This is a genomic window from Pseudoxanthomonas koreensis (assembly GCF_010093225.1).
GTDB lineage: Bacteria > Pseudomonadota > Gammaproteobacteria > Xanthomonadales > Xanthomonadaceae > Pseudoxanthomonas > Pseudoxanthomonas koreensis.
On record NZ_PDWM01000030.1, the window covers coordinates 1 to 17,745 of the forward strand.

The window sequence follows — 17,745 nt, forward strand, 5'->3', positions numbered from 1 at the left end:
GGTGCGGGGAGCGGATTGTAGCCGCCCCGCCCCACCCGCGCCGGGCGCCGTTCCGCAAACGCTTGAAAGGGCAGAGGAAAGCCGGATAGAATGGCGGGCTTACTGCCAGCCCTTGTCCATACCGGTCCCGGGCTCCCTTCCGTCGTCCTCCGAGGTGTGTCATGAAAGTCCTGTCCTCCCTGAAGTCGGCGAAGACCCGTCACCGCGACTGCAAGGTGGTCCGCCGTCGTGGCAAGGTCTTCGTGATCTGCAAGTCCAATCCGCGCTTCAAGGCCCGCCAGCGCTGAGCTGGCCGGCAGGTGGCCGCAAGGCCGCCGCGGATCGACGCGAAGGCCGCAGCGATGCGGCCTTCCGCGTTTCCGGGGCCGGCTGGCCGGCACGGGATGCTGTCGCCCCGCCGCCGCGCCCGGGATGTTGACGCCTGCCGCACATCCGCCGGCCCGCTTCTGCTTAGAATCGGCAGCCAGGCCACGAAGCCGCCTGCCGCCGCCATTCTCACGGGGAGATCCACGCGATGAAGCACCGTCCCAACTCCCTGCTCCTGCTGGCCCTGCTCGCCATGTGCGGCACGGCCCATGCCGACCCCCTGCTGGTCGACCGCGCCGCGCAGAAGCCGGCCGTGGCCACCCCCGCCCGCGGCCTGAGCATGGCCGAGGTCGAGGCCCGCTTCGGCGCCCCGCAGGAAAAGCTCGACCCGCGTGGCGGCCAGAAGAGCCAGTGGCCGACGATCAACCGCTGGGTCTACCCGCAGTTCACCGTGTACTTCGAGAAGAACAAGGTGATCGACGTGGTCGCGCACAAGGCCGATGCGGAGGAGGTCGGCCCGAAGCCGCCGATCCGTTGATGTGAGCATTCGTCCGGAATGACCGACAACCTGCGCTTCCCCGCGGAGTGGGAACCCCAGTCCGCGATCCTGATCGCCTGGCCGCACGCCGGCACCGACTGGGCTGCGCGCCTGGGCGAAGTCGAGGAGACCTACATCGCCCTGGTCGCGGCCATCACCCGCTTCCAGGAGGCGTGGATCTGCGTGGCCGACGACGACGTCGAGGCCTACGCCGAGGCACGCCTGAGCTCGAACCGGATCGACATGGCGAAGGTGCGCTTCGTCCCGTTCGATTACGACGACACCTGGCTGCGCGACTCCGGGCCGATCACGCTGCGCGACGGCGACGGCTTCAGGGTGCTCGACTTCCGCTTCACCGCCTGGGGCGGCAAGTTCGAGGCCGGGAGGGATGACCGCCTGGTGGAGACGCTGGCCGCGCAGGGCCTGTTCGGCGATGCGCCACGGCAGCGGATCGATTTCGCCCTGGAAGGCGGCGGCATCGAGACCGACGGCGCCGGCACCCTGCTCACCACCTGGCACTGCCTGCACGAGCGCCATCCGGATGCCAGCCGTGCCGAACTGGATGCCCGGCTGCGCGATTGGCTGGCGCAGGATCGCGTGCTGTGGCTGGACCACGGCTACCTGGAAGGCGACGACACCGACGCCCACATCGACACGCTCGCCCGCTTCGCACCCGGCGACGCGATCGTGTTCCAGGCCTGCGACGATCCGTCCGACAGCCACTACGGAGAACTGCAGGCGATGGCCGCGGAGATCGCCGCGCTGCGCACGGCCGACGGCCGCCCGTATCGGCTGTTCCCCTTGCCGTGGGCCGCGCCGGTGCTCGACGAGGGCCGGCGACTGGCCGCGTCCTACGCCAACTTCCTGGTCCTCAATGGCGCGGTGCTGATGCCCGCCTATGGCGACGCGGCCGACGCGCGCGCCGCAGCGGTATTGGCGGAGGCGTTCCCGGGCCGCGAGATCGTGCAGGTGCTCTGCCGCCCGCTGATCTGGCAGAACGGCAGCCTGCACTGCATCACCATGCAGATCCCGGAAGGCTTGGGAGGCTGACCCCCGTCATCCCGGCGGGAATGACGGGACGATCCGCCTTGCAGCATGGGCGCTGCGCGGCGCCGTGGTTTTCAGGTCCGGTGCGGCAACAAGCAGTTACCATCCGCATTCCATTCCGGAAGTCGCCACGATGAGCCGCAAGACCCTTACCGTCGCCCTCGTGCAGGAACGCAACCACGGCGACGCCGATGCCAACCTGGCCGTGATCGAATCGCGCGTGGCCGAAGCGGCCGCGCAGGGCGCGCAGCTGGTCCTGCTGCAGGAACTGCATAACGGCGCCTATTTCTGCCAGCACGAGTCGGTGGCCGAATTCGACCTGGCCGAACCGATTCCCGGGCCCAGCACCGCGCGCCTGGGTGCGCTGGCGAAGAAGCATGGCGTGGTCATCGTCGGTTCGCTGTTCGAGCGCCGTGCTGCAGGCCTGTACCACAACACCGCGGTCGTCCTGGAGAAGGACGGCAGCCTGCTGGGCAAGTACCGCAAGATGCACATCCCGGACGATCCGGGCTTCTACGAGAAGTTCTACTTCACGCCCGGCGACCTTGGCTTCACCCCGGTCGACACCTCGGTCGGCCGCCTCGGCGTGCTGGTGTGCTGGGACCAGTGGTATCCGGAAGCGGCGCGGCTGATGGCGCTGGCCGGTGCCGAACTGCTGCTCTACCCCACCGCGATCGGCTGGGATCCGGATGACGATGCCGACGAACAGGCGCGCCAGCGCGATGCCTGGGTGTTGAGCCACCGCGGCCATGCGGTGGCCAACGGCCTGCCGGTGCTGTCGTGCAACCGCGTCGGCCACGAGCCCTCGCCGCTTGCTTCCGACAAGCACGTCGGGGCATCGGGTATCCGCTTCTGGGGCAACAGCCACGTGCTCGGCCCGCAGGGCGAGTTCATCGCCGAAGCCGGCGGCGAGTCGACCGTGCTGGTGTGCGAGGTCGACCTGCAGCGCAGCGAGCACGTGCGCCGGATCTGGCCGTTCCTGCGCGACCGCCGGATCGACGCCTACGGCGACCTGCTCAAGCGCTACATCGACTAGGACTGCGCTGCATGACCAACGAACCGAACGCGGGCGCAAGCGCCGCGCCGACGACCGCCGACCCGTTGCACGGCCAGCCGCTCCAGGTGGTCGAGCGCGATGGCGTGCGCTACACCCTGCTCGGCACCGCGCACGTCTCCCAGGCCAGCATCGACGCGGTGCGCGCGGCGATCGACAGCGGCGCCTACGACGCCGTGGCGGTCGAGCTCGACCCCGGCCGGCTGCAGTCGCTGACCGACCCGGAGGCACTGGCGCGGCTGGACATCATCAAGGTGCTGCGCGAAGGCAAGACGCACCTGTTCGCCGCCAACCTGGCCTTGGCCGCCTACCAGCGCCGGCTGGCCGAGCAGCTGGGCGTGGAGCCCGGCGCCGAACTCAAGGCCGCGGTGCAGGAAGCGCGCGCGCGCGACCTGCCCTTCCACCTGATCGACCGCGAGGTCGGCCTCACCTTCCGCCGCGCGATGCAGAAGCTGGGCTGGTGGGGCCGGGCCCGGACCGGCGCCGGCATCCTGGTGGCGATGATCGACGACGAGGAGATCGGCGAGGACGACATCGAGAAGCTCAAGGGCGGCGACATGCTCGAATCGAGCTTCGGCGAGTTCGCCGCGCACAGCCCGGCGCTGTACGAAAGCGTGATCGCCGAGCGCGACCGCTACATGGCCGCCAACCTGCGCGACCTCGCCGGCAGCGGCGCGCGCGACGTGCTGGCGGTGGTCGGCGCCGGCCACCTGCCGGGCCTGGCGCGGCACCTGCGCGAGGACACCGCGCCCGCAGACGCCGTGCGTTCGGACCTGGAATCGGTGAAGGAGAAGAAGAGCTTCCCCTGGTTCACCCTGGGCCTGGCGGTGTTCGTGATCGGTGGTTTCGCCTGGGGCTTCTGGCAGGGCGGGCTGGACGTGGGCACCGGCCTGGTCGTGCAGTGGGTGCTGGCCACCGGACTGCTCGGCGCGCTGGGTTGCGCGATCGCCGGCGGGCATCCGCTCAGCATCCTTGCCGCCTTCGTCGCCTCGCCGCTCACCCCGCTGCACCCGGCGCTGGCCTCCGGCACGATCAGCGCCGTGGTCGAAGCGACCCTGCGCCGGCCCACCTACGGCGACTTCATGGCCCTGCGCGACGACGTGCAGACGGTGAAGGGCTGGTGGCGCAATGGCGTGGCCAGGATCCTGCTGAACTTCTTCCTGACCAGCCTGGGCACCGCGATCGGCGTGTGGACCGGCGGGCTGAAGATGCTGGGGACGCTGTTCGGCTGACGTGGAGCGGGGCAAGCCCCGCTCCACGGCAAGGCTCACTCCATGTGCAGCGCGGTCACGGTGGCCGCCCCGGGTGCTTCGCCGCGCTGGCCGCGGGCGCGCCGCACCAGTCGCGCCGTGCCCGTGCGCAGATCGTCCAGGATCGCGTAGATCGTCGGCAGGAACAGCAGGCTGACCCCGGTGGAGAACGCCAGGCCACCGGCGATGGCGCGCGCCATCGGGTGGTATGGCGGCATGCCGTCGGCGGTATGGGTGTTCAGCGCGATCGGCACCATTGCCAGGATCGCGGTGCCCATGGTCATCAGGATCGGGCGCAGGCGCTCGCGGCTGCCTTCCACCAGCGCATCGGTCCGGCCCATCCCGCGCCGGCGCAGGTTGTTGATGTGCTCGATCATGACGATGCCGTTGTTCACCACCACGCCCATCAGCACCAGGATGCCGATCACCGCCATGATGTTCATTTCGGTCCCGGTGATCCAGAACAGCCAGTACACGCCGAAGATCGAGAACAGCACGCAGGACATGATCGCGCCTGGGAACAGCAGCGACTCGAACACCGCGGCCATGATCACGAACATCAGCACCAGGGCGATGGCAATGCTGGTCACCATCTGGTCCATGCCGTCGAAGTTGATGTTGAAGCCGCCGCCGGCGAAGGTGTAGCTGTAGCCCGGCGGGAACTGCATGCCGTCCAGCGCCTCCTCGATCGCCTTGCGCGCCTGCTCCACCGGCACGTCGGGCGCGATGCCTGCTTCCACCCGCAGCATCGTCTGCCGGTTCAGGCGCTGGATCGAGGTGGCCGCCGGGTTGACGCCCACGTCGACCATGGCCAGCAGCGGCACCTCGGTGCCGTCGGCCGCGCGCACCATGAAGGTGGACAGGTCCTCGATGCCGTAGTCCTCCGAGCCGGCGAAGCGCACGTTGACCGGGATCTCGACGTCGTCGCGGTGGAAGTCGCGCAGCGAGGACCCGCGCAGGGCCATGCCGACGAACTGGGCCACCTGCGCGGCGCTGAAGCCATAGGCTGCGGCGCGCTCGCGATCCACCTGCACCGAAAGTTCGGTGTTGGCGTCACCGGTGTCCACGCGCACGTCACGCAGGTTCGGATTGTTCCCCAGCAGCGCCACGACGGCGTCGGACAGCTCCTTGAGGGTCTCGGTCGAGTCGCCCACCAGGCTGAAGCGGATGCCCTGCCCCTCGCTGCCCATCCCGCCGGGCCAGCCGATGCCGATCCTGGCGCGCGCAGACTTCGGCAGGCCTTCGCGCACCTTCTCCTCGATCTGCTTGCTGGTCTCGCGGTCGTCGATCTCGAGGAACAGGCGGGTCTGCGCCCAGCCCTGCTCGCTGTAGCGGCTGTAGACGCGCTCCACGCGGAACTCCTCGCGACGCGCGTTGACGAATTCCTCCACCCGCGCCACTTCCTTGCCCATCTCCTCCTTGGAGTAGGCGCCGCGCCACTGGTAGAAGATGTTGATCTCGCTCGGATCGCTGTCGTCGCCACCGCCCTGGGTGTGCATCATCGGCCACACGCTCGCCGCCGAGATCAGCAGGATGCCGGCCACGCTCCAGCCGCGGTGCAGCAGGGTCCAGCGCAGCACGCGGGCGTAGCGCTCCTGCAGCCTGGTGATCGCAGGCGACTTCACCGCCGGCGGGGTCTTCATCCGCGCCGACAGCATCGGGATCAGGCTCACCGCCACCAGCCACGACGCCAGCAGCGAAACCGAAATGGTCACCGCCAGCTGCCCCAGGTAGATGCTGATGATGTTCTTCTCGCCGAACAGCATCGGCAGGAACACCACGCAGTGGCACAGGGTGCCGGCGGACAGGGCGATGGCCACGTTGCGGGTGCCGACGATCGAGGCCCGCTCGGGGTCGTGCGGGAACTTCTCGCGCTCCTGGTAGATGCTCTCCACCACCACCACGGCATTGTCCACCAGCATGCCCACCGCCAGCAGCAGTCCCATCATCGAGATGATGTTCAGCGAGATGCCGGCGAAGTACATGAAACCCAGTGTCATGATGAAGCAGATCGGGATCGCCGCGCTCACCATCAGCGTGGAGGGCCAGTGGCGCAGGAACGCGTACAGCACGATCACCGACAGCAGCAGGCCGATCGCGCCGGCCTCGGCCAGCGCCAGCAGCGAGCTGGTCACCGCCTCGCCCTGGTCATCGGCGATCTCGATGTCGACGCCGCGCATGGAAGGATCGTCCTCCAGCCGCTCGATCTCGGCGCGCACCGAGCGCGACAGGTCGACCAGGTTGGCCGAACGTTCCTTGTAGATGTCCACGCCGACGCTGGGCATGCCGTCCATGCGCCGCACGTAGTTCATGCGCTGCGGCTGCAGCGACACCTGGGCGATGTCGGACAGCCGGGTGCCGCGCGCGTTCACCGGCAGGTCGCGCAGTGCCTGCAGCTCCTGCAGCTCGCCCTTCGGCTGCACGCGCAGGCGCCGGCCGTCCTCGGTGATCTGGCCGGCGGAGACGGCGAAGTTGGCCGCCTGCAGCCGCTGCACCAGGTCGTTCAGCGCCACCCCGTGCGCGCTCAGCCGGTCCTTGTCCAGCGCCACCAGCACTTCCTGCTGGGCCACGCCATAGACCTCGACCCGGGCCACGCCCGGCAGGCGCTCCAGGCGCTGCTTGATGCCGCGCTCGATCAGGTCGGCGCTCCGGGTGAGGTCCTGCGCGCTGCTCAGGCGCAGGCTCATCGCCTCGCGGTCGGAGGTGCTCCAGCGCTGCACGTAGTAGCGGCGGAAGTCGTCCGGCAACTGGTCGCGGACCGCGTCGATGCGCTCGCGCGCCTCGGACGCGGCGATGGCGATGTCGCGGTCCCAGTCGCTGAACTCGACCTGGATCTGTGCGCCCTCGGCATTGGCCCGCGAGTTCATCGTGCGGATGCCCGGCATCGTCGACAGCGCTTCCTCGACCGGCCGCAGCAGGTTGCGCTCGACCTCCTCCGGGGTCGAGCCGGCGTACGGCAGGGCCACGAAGAAGAACGGGATGGTCGCTTCGGGCTCGGCCTCCAGCGGCAGCCGGAAGGAGGCGATCAGGCCGATCGCCACCATCGACACGAACAGCATGATCGTGGTGACCGGGCGGCGGATCGACAGCTCGGTGATGCCCATCGGCTCAGCCCCCCGCCTCGTCGCCGGCCGCCAGGGTCTGCCCGGACACCACGGCGGCCATGCCGCGGCGCGCACGCTGTCCGCGCTGGGCGTAGTAACCGTCCGGCTTGCGGTCCAGCAGGTCGTAGACCAGCGGGATCACCAGCAGGGTCAGCAGGGTCGAGACCAGCAGGCCGCCGATCACGGTGATCGCCATCGGCGAACGCACCTCGGCACCCTCGCCGAAGGCCAGCGCCAGCGGCAGGAAGCCGAACACCGCACACAGGGTGGTCATCATGATCGGGCGCAGGCGCGACCGCGCGCCCTCGACCAGCGCCTCGCGCTTGGCCACGCCCTGCTCGCGCAGCTGGTTGACCTTGTCGATCAGGATGATCGCGTTCTTCACCACCAGGCCGACCAGCAGGATCAGGCCGATGAACACCACCACCGACACCGGCGAGCGCGACAACAGCAGCGCCGCGACCGCGCCGACCATCGCCAGCGGGATGGTGAACAGGATCACGAACGGGTGCAGCAGCGACTCGAACTGCGAGGCCATCACCAGGTAGACGAGGAAGATCGCCAGGCCGAAGGCGAACAGCAGCGAGCGGATCGACTCGCCCAGTTCCTCGCCCTGGCCGCCGATGCGCATGCCGACATCGGTGCCCAGCGGGTTCTCGGCCGCCATCTTCTGCACCTCGACGATCGCGGCGCCCAGGTCTATGTCGCGCAGGTTGGCGGAAACAATGGCCACGCGGCGCTGGTCGGTACGGTGGATCTCGCTGGGGCCGGTGGTCGAGACCACCTGGGCCACCGATCCCAGCTCCACCGGGGTCGCGCCGGTCGGGTTGACGATCAGGCGGCGGATGTCGTCCACCGAGGAGCGCTCGGACTCGCGCACCCGCACCAGCACGTCGATCTTGCGGTCGCGGAAGCTGTAGCGGGTCGCCACATTCCCGCGCACCTTGTTGACCACCGCATCGGCGATCTGGCGCGTGGTCAGGCCCAGTGCCGCAGCGCGGTCCTGGTCGAACACGATCTGGATCTCGGGGAAGCCCTGCTCCACCGTCGACTTCACGTCGGCGTAGTGCGGGTTCTGGCGCAGCATCCCGGCCAGGCGCGTGCCGGCCACGCGGATCGCCTCCAGGTCGTTGCCCTCGATCTCGATTTCCAGCGGCGGGGACAGCGCCAGCAGTTCCGGACGGGCGAAATCGACCTGCGCGGAGGGATGGTCCTTCAGCGTGGCGCGCAGCGATTCCATCAGCGCGGCCTCGCGCCTGGCGTCCTCCATCACCACGGTCAGCTTGCCGATGTTCTCGCCGCTTTCGGTAGGGCTGGCGTCCAGCCGCGTCCCGGTGCCGGACACGCCGTACAGCAGGCGCACGCCTTCCTCTCCGGCGTGCTGGCGCTGCACGTCGCGGACCAGCGCATCGGTCTGCGCAAGCGGCGTGCCGGGCGGCAGCTTGGCGGTCATCTCGAAGCGGTCCTGGGCCAGCTGAGGGATCAGGTCCATGCCCAGCAGCGGAATCGCGGCCAGGGTCAGGACGAAGGCCAGCGCCGCGCCGCCCAGCACCGGCCACGGCCGGGCCAGGGCGCGCGGCAGCATCCGCAGGTAGGAGGCCTCGGCGCGGCCGTAGGGCGCCATCGCCAGGTCGCTGGCCTTGCGCATCACCGGGCCGACCACCGCGGCGATACCGCGGAACAGGCGCACCACCGCCCAGGCTACGGCAAGGAAGCCGTAGCGGAACATCGCGCCGATGCCGCGGCCGGTGGCTGCGACCGGCTTCTGCCAGCGCCGTTCCGGCTGCCAGCTTTCGTGCGCCGGTTCCTCCGGGAACTCCAGCGGCGCACGGCCCTTGAGCGAGCTCAGCATCGGGATCAGGGTCATCGACACCACCAGCGACACCGCGATGGCGATGGACACGGTCAGCGCCTGGTCGCGGAACAGCTGCCCGGCGATGCCCTCCACGAACACCAGCGGCAGGAACACCGCGATCGTGGTCAGGGTCGAGGCGACCACCGCCATGAACACTTCCCGGGTGCCTTCGATCGCCGCTTCCAGGATGCCAAGCCCGCGTTCGCGCGCCTTGGCGATGGATTCCAGCACCACGATCGAATCGTCCACGACCAGGCCGGTGGCCAGGGCCAGGCCGCCCAGCGACATCACGTTGAGGCTCAGTCCCAGCTGGCCCATGAAGAAGAACGTGGTGATGATCGAGACCGGCAGCGACAGCGAGATGACGAACGTGCTCCAGCCGTCGCGCAGGAACAGGAAGATGATCAGGATCGACAGCATGCCGCCGATCACCGCGTCCAGCTTGACGTCGGCGATGGCGTGGCGGATGAAGACCGACTGGTCCTCGACCGGGGTCATCTCGATGTCCGCCGGCATCTTCTCGCGGATGTCCTTCAGCTTGGCTTCCAGCGCATCGGCGGTGGCGACGGTATTGGCATCGCCTTCCTTGTAGATCGCCAGCTCCACCGCCTCGCGGCCGCCGGCGCGGATCACCGCTTCGCGCTCCTTGTAGCCCTGGCGCACCTCGGCCACGTCCTTCAGCCGCACCGGCGAGGTGCCGGCGCTGCCGCCATCGCCGCGCAGGGCGGCGATCACGTTGGGGTCGCGGCTGCCGAGGATGGCGGTCATCAGCTGCTGGTTGTCGCCGGCGCTGCCCGTCGAGGCCGAGCCGCCCGCCGTGGTCAGCAGCATCTCGCGCATCTGCTCGACGTTGGCGAACTGGTTGACCGTGCGCACCAGGTAGCGCTGGGTGCCCTCCTCCAGGCGACCACCGGAAAGGTTGACGTTCTCCTGCTGCAAGCGCTGGATCACGCTGTCCAGCGACAGGCCGAGCGCGGCCAGCTTGCGCTGGTCGATGTCGACCTGGATCTCGTCCTCCAGGCCGCCGCCGACCTTCACCGCGGCCACGCCGGTCACCGGCTCGAGCTTGCGCTTGAGGTCCTCGTCGGCGTAGCGGCGCAGTTCCATCAGCCGGCGCACCGCGTCGGCCTCGCCGCCCTCCTCCTGCTTCGAGGTCAGCGCCAGGCGCATGATCGGCTGGGTCGACGGATTGAAGCGCAGCATCACCGGAGGCTTGGCATCCAGCGGCAGCTGCAGCGTCTCCATCTTGTCGCGCACGTCCAGGCCGGCCTGCTGCATGTCCGTGCCCCAGGCGAACTCGAGCACCACGTCGCTCTGGCCGGTGCGCGAGATCGACTTGAGCTTGCGCAGGCCCTTGACCACGCCCAGCGCCTCTTCGGCCGGCTGCGAGATCAGGGTTTCCACTTCCGCCGGCGCCGCGCCTTCGTAGTCGGTGCGCACGGTCAGGGTCGGATAGCTCAGGTCCGGGAGCAGTTCCACCTTCAGGCTTTGCAGCGAGATCAGGCCGAACAGCACCAGGGTCAGCGTCGCCATCGCGATGGTGACGCGTCGGCGCGTGGAGAACTCGACCAGGTCGAATCCGCCCCCGCGCCCGTGGGAATCGGGCGCGCCCATCACTCGGTCGCCGCCTTGGCCACCGGCGCGGCGGCGCGCGGCGCGTCACCCAGCACCTGCACCGCGCTGCCTTCGCGCAGCGCGGCCTTGCCGGCCACGACCACCGCATCGCCGGACTTGAGGCCTTCACGCACCTCGACCCAGCCGGCGTCGTCGTAGCCCAGCTTCAGGCCGACGCGCGCGGCCTTGCCGTCGCGGACCACGTACACCGCCGGCTCGCCGCCGTCTTCCAGCAGCGCGGTGCGCGGCACCACCAGGGCATCGGCGCGCTGGTCGTAGTTGATGCCCAGGCGGGTGAACATGCCCGGCTGCAGCGCATCGTCGCCGGAGAACGCGGCGACCACGCGGAACGTGCCGGTGCCGGTGTCCACCACCGGCGCGACGCGGTCCACGGTGCCGGTGAATTCCTGGCCTGGCAGCGCGTCGGCGGCCAGCTTCACCTGCTGCCCGGGGCGCAGCTTGGCGATCTCGCGCTCGGGCACGTTGAGCGTGGCTTCCAGGCGGCTGCTGTCGACGATGCGGAAGATCGGCGAGTTGATCTGGACGAAGTTGCCCGGCTTGATGCTGCGCGAGGCGATCACGCCGGAGATCGGCGCCACCACCGTGGTGTAGGACAGCTCCAGCTTCGCCATCTGGTGCTGGGCGCGGGCGTTCTCCAGGTCGTAGCGCATCTGGTCGACTTCGCCGGCGCTGATCAGCTGCTGGGCGACCAGCTGCTGGGCGCGGCGGTAGTTGTTCTCGAGCTTGCGCAACTGGGCCTCGGCCTGGGCCAGGGCCAGCCGGGCGCGGTCGGGATCCAGGCGGACCAGCGGCTGGCCGGCCTCGACCTTCTGGCCTTCCTCGACCAGCACGGCCAGGGCCACGCCGGAGGTCTTGGCCACCACCTGCGACTCGGCCCGCGGTTCCAGCGCGGCGGTACCGGTGTAGCTGGCCGCGATCGGCCGCTGCACCGCCTTGACCACCTCGACCGGGGTCGCCTCGGGGCCTTGCTGCCCCGCCTTGGCCTTCGAATCTGCCTCCTCTTTCCCGCCCTTGCATGCGCCCAGGCTGACGGCCAGGGCCAATCCCAGGGCAAGGGTGCGCAATCCGGCGCGCTGGAGGACGGGGGAGCGACGGTCCATGAGGGTATCCATGTAGTGGGGCGCCGGGCGGCGTGATCAGGTGTTGTATGCAAGTAGATCACCCGGACAGCTGGGCAGTCATGCGCCAGAGGTAATGGTCCGCATCCCGCGCGCCGGGTGGCCCTCCCTTCGACCGCTGGCGGCGGCGCAGGTTCCGGTCGCATGAACGCGCAGGCTATACTTCGGCCCGCCTCTCAACAGGCCTTGCCATTCGGCCCTGCCCGGGCCGGCACGGCCGTCCACCCATCGCGACCGACCCCGGACCACTGAATGATGCGCCCGCTGCCGCTAGCCGCCTGCCTTGCCCTGGTCACCGCCCTTTCCCTGAACGCGATCGCCCAGGATGCGGCGCAGCCGCCGGCCGAGCCCGTGGCCGCACCGGCCCCGGCCGCCGAAGCCGCCATCGCGCCGGCTGCCGAAGCCGCGACTCCGACCGTACCGGAAGCTGCGCCCGCCGCCGCCGCTCCGGCCGTCACGCCGACCGGCAACCCCGAAGCCGGCCGCCAGCTGGCCTACACCTGCCAGGGCTGCCACGGCCTGACCGGCTACAAGAACGCCTATCCGAGCTTCAAGGTGCCGCTGATCGGCGGCCAGTCGGCCGAGTACCTGTCCCAGGCCCTGCACGAATACCGCGACGGCAACCGCAAGCACCCGACCATGCAGGCCCAGGCCCAGAGTTTCTCGGACCAGGACATCGCCGATCTCGCCACCTTCCTGTCCACCCTCAAGTAAGCAGCCGCCACCCATGACGACAGCCGTGACCGTTCAGCGTCTCGCCATCGCCCTTTTCGCCGCCCTCGCCCTGGCGGCCTGCTCCGGGCAGGACAGCTCCCACGCCGACGCCGAGGGCGTCCAGAAGAGTTCTTCGGCCGGCCTGCCGGACGGCCGCATCGCGGTCGGCGAGCAACTGGCCAACGCCAAGGGCAAGGCCACCGGCCAGAGCTGCATCGACTGCCACGGCGCGGACGGCAATGCGCCGATCGACGCCAGCTATCCGAAGCTCGGCGGCCAGTACGCCGACTACCTGGCCCACGCGCTGCAGCAGTACCGCAAGGGCGAGCGCCAGCACGCGCTGATGACGCCGCAGGCGGCCAACCTGGGCGACCAGGACATCGCCGACCTGGCGGCGTTCTTCGCCTCGCGCCCGACCCAGCTGCGCGACCTGCACGGCATGCAGTAAAGCATCCCGGCCGGTGCGTTCCAGGCGAAGGCCCGCGAAAGCGGGCCTTCCGTTTTTCCAGGACAGGCGACCCGGGACAGGCAACCCGAGGCTGCTGGCACAATGCCTGCCATGGCCAAGCCCGCCCCGGCATCGACCAAGCCCCGCCGCGAGCGCGGCAATCCCAGCCTGCGCGAGCGCTTCGACGCGATGCGCAACCTGCCGCCGTTCCTGCGCCAGATCTGGCAGACCAGCCCTGCGCTGACCCTGGCCAGCCTCGGGCTGCGCCTGGTGCGCGCGCTGATGCCGGTGGTCATCCTCTACATCGGCAAGCTGATCATCGACGAGGCCATCCGCCTGGTCGGCCTGGGCCTGCAGTTCGACAGCCTCGGCCAGGCCCTGCGCGGCGGCCAGCTCGACCACCTGGCATGGCTGCTGGGGCTGGAACTGGCGCTGGCGGTGGGATCGGACCTGCTCGGGCGGCTGGTGAACTACGCCGACGGCCTGCTCTCGGAGCTGTTCACCAACGCCAGCAGCGTGCGCCTGATGGAGCACGCCGCCACACTGGACCTGGAAGATTTCGAGGATCCAGACCTGCAGGACAAGCTCGACCGCGCGCGGCGCCTGACCATGAGCCGGATGAGCCTGATGGGCCAGCTGTTCGGCCAGGTCCAGGACGCGGTCACCGTGGTCGCCTTCGCCGTCGGCCTGCTGGTCTATGCGCCGTGGCTGATCCTGCTGCTGGCGGTGGCGCTGGTCCCGGCGTTCATCGGCGAGGCGCACTTCAACGCGCTGGGCTATTCGCTCAACTACCAGTGGACGCCCGAACGCCGCCAGCTCGAGTACCTGCGCCAGACCGGCGCCAGCGTGGAAACGGCCAAGGAGGTGAAGATCTTCAACCTCCACCGCTTCCTGGTGGAACGCTACAAGGTGCTGGCCGAGAAGTTCTACGCCGCCAACCGCGCCCTCGCCCGCCGCCGCGCGATGTGGGGCACGCTGCTGGCCGCGCTGGGCACGCTGGGCTACTACGTGGCCTACGCCTACATCGCCTGGCGCACGGTGAAGGGCGATTTCAGCATCGGCGACCTGACCTTCCTCGCCGGCAGCTTCCGTCGCCTGCGCCAGTTGCTGGAGGGGCTGCTGATCGGCTTCTCGCAGGTCGCCGGGCAGGCGCTGTACCTGGACGACCTGTATTCGTTCTTCGAGATCGAGCCGGAGATCCATTCCAGAGCCGATGCGCTGCCGGTGCCGCGACCGATCGCGCGCGGCTTCGTGTTCGAGAACGTCGGCTTCCGCTATCCCGGCGCGGAGAACTGGGCGCTGCGCGGGCTGGAGTTCGAGCTGCGCGCCGGCGAAGTGCTGGCCCTGGTCGGCGAGAACGGCGCCGGCAAGACCACCCTGGTGAAGCTGCTGGCGCGGCTGTACGACCCGGACGAAGGCCGGATCCTGCTCGACGGACGCGACCTGCGCGACTACGACCTGGACGACCTGCGTGCCAGCATCGGGGTGATTTTCCAGGATTTCGTCCGCTACCACCTCACCGCCGGCGAGAACATCGGCGTGGGCCGGATCGAGGCGATGGACGACATCGCGCGGATCCGCGAGGCCGCCCGCCGCGGCATGGCCGACGAGGTGATCGAACCGTTGCCGCAGGGCTACGAGCAGCTCGTCGGCCGCCGCTTCAAGACCGGCGTGGACCTGTCCGGCGGGCAGTGGCAGAAGATCGCGATCGCCCGCGCCTGGATGCGCGACGCGCAGGTGATGATCCTCGACGAACCGACCGCGGCGCTGGACGCGCGCAGCGAGTTCGAGGTGTTCCAGCGCTTCAAGGAACTCTCGCACGAGCGCACCGCGGTGCTGATCTCGCACCGCTTCTCCAGCGTGCGCATGGCCGACCGGATCCTGGTGCTGGCCGGCGGCAAGGTCGAGGCCAGCGGCACCCATGCGCAGCTGATGGCGCAAGGCGGCCGCTACGCGGAGTTGTTCGAACTGCAGGCCGCCGGCTATCGTTGACCGTCCCCCTCGCCACGGATGCCCGCCATGCGCCTGCCCGTCATTGTCGCGCCCGCCATCGCCATCGCGCTCGCATTCGCCGGCTGCAGGCCGGCGCAGGAAACGGCCGCGGCCACTCCGGCGGCACCCGCCGCCGAGCCGGCGCGCGCGGTGGCCAGCGAACAGGGCGAAGCGAAGCTGACGGTGCTGGCACGCGGCCTCTCGCATCCGTGGGCGGTGGCGCCGCTGCCCGAGGGCGGCTTCCTGGTCACCGAGCGCGGCGGCAACCTGCGCCGGATCGGCGCCGACGGCAGCGTATCCGCGCCGCTGGCCGGCGTGCCGGCGGTGGCCGCGCGCGGCCAGGGCGGCCTTCTCGACGTGGCGCTGGCACCGGACTTCGCGCAAAGCCGGCGCATCTATCTCAGCTACGCCGAAGCGGATGGCAGCGGCCTGTCGGGCACCACCGCCGCGTACGCCACGCTCGGCGACGCGGGGCTGGGCGAGGTGACCGTGTTCTACCGGCAGGAACCCAAGCTCAACGCCGAGAACCACTTCGGCTCTCGCTTCGCCTTCGACGGCCAGGGCCACGTCTTCATCAGCCAGGGCGAACGCACCGAACGCCCGCTGGCGCATCAGCTAGACAAGCTGCAGGGCAAGCTGGTGCGCCTGGACCTGGACGGCTCGGTGCCCGCCGACAATCCCTTCGTCGGCCAGGCCGGCGCGCGTCCGGAAATCTGGAGTTACGGCCACCGCAATTCGCAGGGCCTGGCCTTCGACCCGCGTACCGGTAAGCTGGGGGAAAGCGAGCACGGCCCGCGCGGCGGCGACGAGGTCAACCTGCCGCAACCGGGCCGGAACTACGGCTGGCCGCTGGTGACCCACGGCATCAACTACTCCGGCCAGCCGATCCCCGAGGCGGTGGGCAAGGAGAAGGAAGGGATGGAACCGGCGCACTTCGTATTCGAGGTCTCGCCGGGGCTGTCGGGCATGGCCTTCTACACCGGGCAGCCGGGCAAGCCCTGGAACGACAGCCTGTTCCTCGGCTCGCTGGCCCAGCGCAACCTGATCCGGCTGCAGCTGGACGGCGACCGCGTGGTCGCCGAGGAGCGGCTGCTGCAGGACCTGGGCGAGCGCATCCGCGACGTGCGCGTGGCCGCCGACGGCAACCTGTACCTGGTCACCGACGAGGCCGACGGCAAGCTGCTGAAGCTGGAGCCGCCGCAGGGCTGAGCGGTCCGGGGGCTGAACAGTCCCGGGGCGACGGCCACCCGCCCCTCTCCAGCGCCACCCCCGGCCCGCGGGCCATGATCCTGCGCAAGGCCGGGCCTGGCCGGTCGGCTACAATACGCGGCGAATATCCCCCTCAAGCCCCCGACCGATGTCATCCGCCTACGGCACCGAGACGGTGCTCGATGTCCGTCACTGGACGGACGCGTACTTCAGCTTCACCACCACCCGCGACGACGGTTTCCGCTTCGAGAACGGCCAGTTCGTGATGATCGGCCTGCCGACCGAAGCCGGGAAGCCGGTCATGCGCGCGTACTCCATCGCCAGCGCCAACTGGGAGGAGCAGCTGGAGTTCTTCTCGATCAAGGTCCAGGACGGGCCGCTGACCTCGCGCCTGCAGCACATCCGGCCCGGCGACAGCATCCTGATCGGGCGCAAGCCGACCGGCACCCTGCTGATCAGTGACCTGCACCCGGGCCGCAACCTGTACCTGCTGGGCACCGGCACCGGACTGGCGCCGTGGCTGTCGGTGGTCAAGGATCCGGAGACCTACGAGCGCTTCGAACGCGTGGTCGTCTGCCACGGGGTGCGCAACATCGCCGACCTGGCCTACCGCGACTACTTCATGAAGGAACTGCCGCAGCACGAGTTCCTCGGCGAAACCATCCGCGACAAGCTGCTCTACTACCCCGCGGTGACCCGCGAGGAATTCCCGCACCGCGGCCGCCTCACCGAACTGATGGCCAGCGGCGAAATGATGCGCAGCCTGGGCCTGGAACCGCTGGACGCGGAGCACGACCGCGCCATGATCTGCGGCAGCCCGCAGATGCTGGCCGACTTCCGCGCCCTGCTCGACGGCCGCGGCTTCAGTGCCTCGCCGCGGATCGGCAGCGCCGGCCAGTACGTGTTCGAGCGCGCCTTCGTCGAGAAGTGAACGCTCAGCGCGGCGCCGGCGCCGCCAGCGCCCGCTCGATGTCGCCGGCCAGCGAGGCCGGCCGTTCGCGCGGGGCGTAGCGGGCCAGCACCCGGCCATCGCGGCCGAGCAGGAACTTGGTGAAGTTCCACTTGATCGCACCGGTACCGAGCAGGCCTCGCTTCTCCTGCCGCAGCCACTGCCAGAGCGGATGCGCGCCAGGCCCGTTGACCTCGACCTTGGCGAACATCGGGAAGGTCACCCCGTAGTTGAGCGCGCAGAAGCCGCGGATCGCGGCTTCGTCGTCCGGCTCCTGGTGGCCGAACTGGTCGCAGGGAAAGCCGAGCACGGCAAAGCCGCGGTCGCGGTGATCGCGCCAGAGCTGCTCCAGCCCGGCGTACTGCGGGGTGAAGCCGCAGCGCGAGGCCACGTTCACCACCAGCAGCACCTGGCCGGCGAACTCGCCCAGCGAGCGCGGGTGGCCGTCGATGTCGGTGGCGCTGAAATCCTGGAGACCTGCCATGGGCACTCGCCTGTCCGGGGACGCCAGCATAACCGTGCTGCA

Annotated in this window: 14 protein-coding genes; 10 read left to right on the forward strand and 4 right to left on the reverse strand. The window is 69.8% G+C overall.

All coding sequences use genetic code 11. The features are described 5' to 3' along the window. Positions 1-161: 161 nt before the first annotated feature. The 5 genes from ykgO (at position 162) to CSC64_RS09935 (ending at position 4,177) form a co-directional block, all read left to right on the forward strand. Positions 162-287, forward strand: coding sequence for a type B 50S ribosomal protein L36 (gene ykgO, locus CSC64_RS09915; protein ID WP_005913193.1), 126 nt, complete (start codon positions 162-164; stop codon positions 285-287). Positions 288-514: 227 nt separating this feature from the next. Further along, positions 515-844: a hypothetical protein gene (locus CSC64_RS09920; protein ID WP_162435164.1), complete on the forward strand. Its 330-nt coding sequence runs from the start codon at positions 515-517 to the stop codon at positions 842-844. A gap of 18 nt (positions 845-862) precedes the next feature. Beyond that, positions 863-1,894: an agmatine deiminase family protein gene (locus tag CSC64_RS09925; protein WP_162435165.1), complete on the forward strand. Its 1,032-nt coding sequence runs from the start codon at positions 863-865 to the stop codon at positions 1,892-1,894. Between the two features lie 130 nt (positions 1,895-2,024). Beyond that, complete coding sequence (locus tag CSC64_RS09930) at positions 2,025-2,927, forward strand: carbon-nitrogen hydrolase (RefSeq protein ID WP_162435166.1); 903 nt, start codon at positions 2,025-2,027, stop codon at positions 2,925-2,927. An 11-nt stretch (positions 2,928-2,938) separates the two neighbouring features. Beyond that, a complete protein-coding gene (locus tag CSC64_RS09935) occupies positions 2,939-4,177 on the forward strand; it encodes a TraB/GumN family protein (protein WP_162435167.1) in 1,239 nt (412 codons plus the stop codon). A gap of 35 nt (positions 4,178-4,212) precedes the next feature. Here the strand turns inward: CSC64_RS09935 and CSC64_RS09940 are convergent, their stop codons facing one another. The 3 genes from CSC64_RS09940 to CSC64_RS09950 are packed head-to-tail and all read right to left on the reverse strand — an operon-like array spanning position 4,213 to position 11,889. Continuing rightward, positions 4,213-7,299, reverse strand: a complete 3,087-nt coding sequence (locus CSC64_RS09940; RefSeq protein WP_162435168.1) for an efflux RND transporter permease subunit — start codon at positions 7,297-7,299, stop codon at positions 4,213-4,215. A 4-nt stretch (positions 7,300-7,303) separates the two neighbouring features. After that, positions 7,304-10,768, reverse strand: coding sequence for an efflux RND transporter permease subunit (locus CSC64_RS09945; protein WP_162435169.1), 3,465 nt, complete (start codon positions 10,766-10,768; stop codon positions 7,304-7,306). Continuing rightward, positions 10,768-11,889 (reverse strand): efflux RND transporter periplasmic adaptor subunit, encoded by a 1,122-nt coding sequence (locus CSC64_RS09950; RefSeq protein WP_162435170.1) that lies wholly within the window; start codon positions 11,887-11,889, stop codon positions 10,768-10,770. The genes CSC64_RS09945 and CSC64_RS09950 overlap by 1 nt, the downstream gene beginning before the upstream one ends. 273 nt (positions 11,890-12,162) lie before the next feature. Here CSC64_RS09950 and CSC64_RS09955 point away from each other — a divergent pair, with 273 nt between their 5' ends. From CSC64_RS09955 to CSC64_RS09975, 5 genes are all read left to right on the forward strand, one after another. Beyond that, positions 12,163-12,621: a c-type cytochrome gene (locus tag CSC64_RS09955; RefSeq protein ID WP_162435171.1), complete on the forward strand. Its 459-nt coding sequence runs from the start codon at positions 12,163-12,165 to the stop codon at positions 12,619-12,621. 13 nt (positions 12,622-12,634) lie between these two features. Then, positions 12,635-13,069, forward strand: coding sequence for a c-type cytochrome (locus tag CSC64_RS09960; RefSeq protein WP_162435172.1), 435 nt, complete (start codon positions 12,635-12,637; stop codon positions 13,067-13,069). A 111-nt stretch (positions 13,070-13,180) separates the two neighbouring features. Next, positions 13,181-15,061, forward strand: a complete 1,881-nt coding sequence (locus tag CSC64_RS09965; protein ID WP_162435173.1) for an ABC transporter ATP-binding protein — start codon at positions 13,181-13,183, stop codon at positions 15,059-15,061. Positions 15,062-15,088: 27 nt separating this feature from the next. Then, on the forward strand, positions 15,089-16,270 hold the full coding sequence (locus tag CSC64_RS09970; protein ID WP_202922354.1) for a PQQ-dependent sugar dehydrogenase: 1,182 nt from the start codon (positions 15,089-15,091) through the stop codon (positions 16,268-16,270). A 148-nt stretch (positions 16,271-16,418) separates the two neighbouring features. Beyond that, entirely contained in the window at positions 16,419-17,201 is a 783-nt protein-coding gene (locus tag CSC64_RS09975) for a ferredoxin--NADP reductase (protein WP_162435175.1), read from the forward strand. Between the two features lie 4 nt (positions 17,202-17,205). On the opposite strand, the gene CSC64_RS09980 is transcribed toward CSC64_RS09975, so the two are convergent. After that, entirely contained in the window at positions 17,206-17,703 is a 498-nt protein-coding gene (locus tag CSC64_RS09980) for a glutathione peroxidase (RefSeq protein ID WP_162435176.1), read from the reverse strand. Positions 17,704-17,745: the final 42 nt, after the last annotated feature.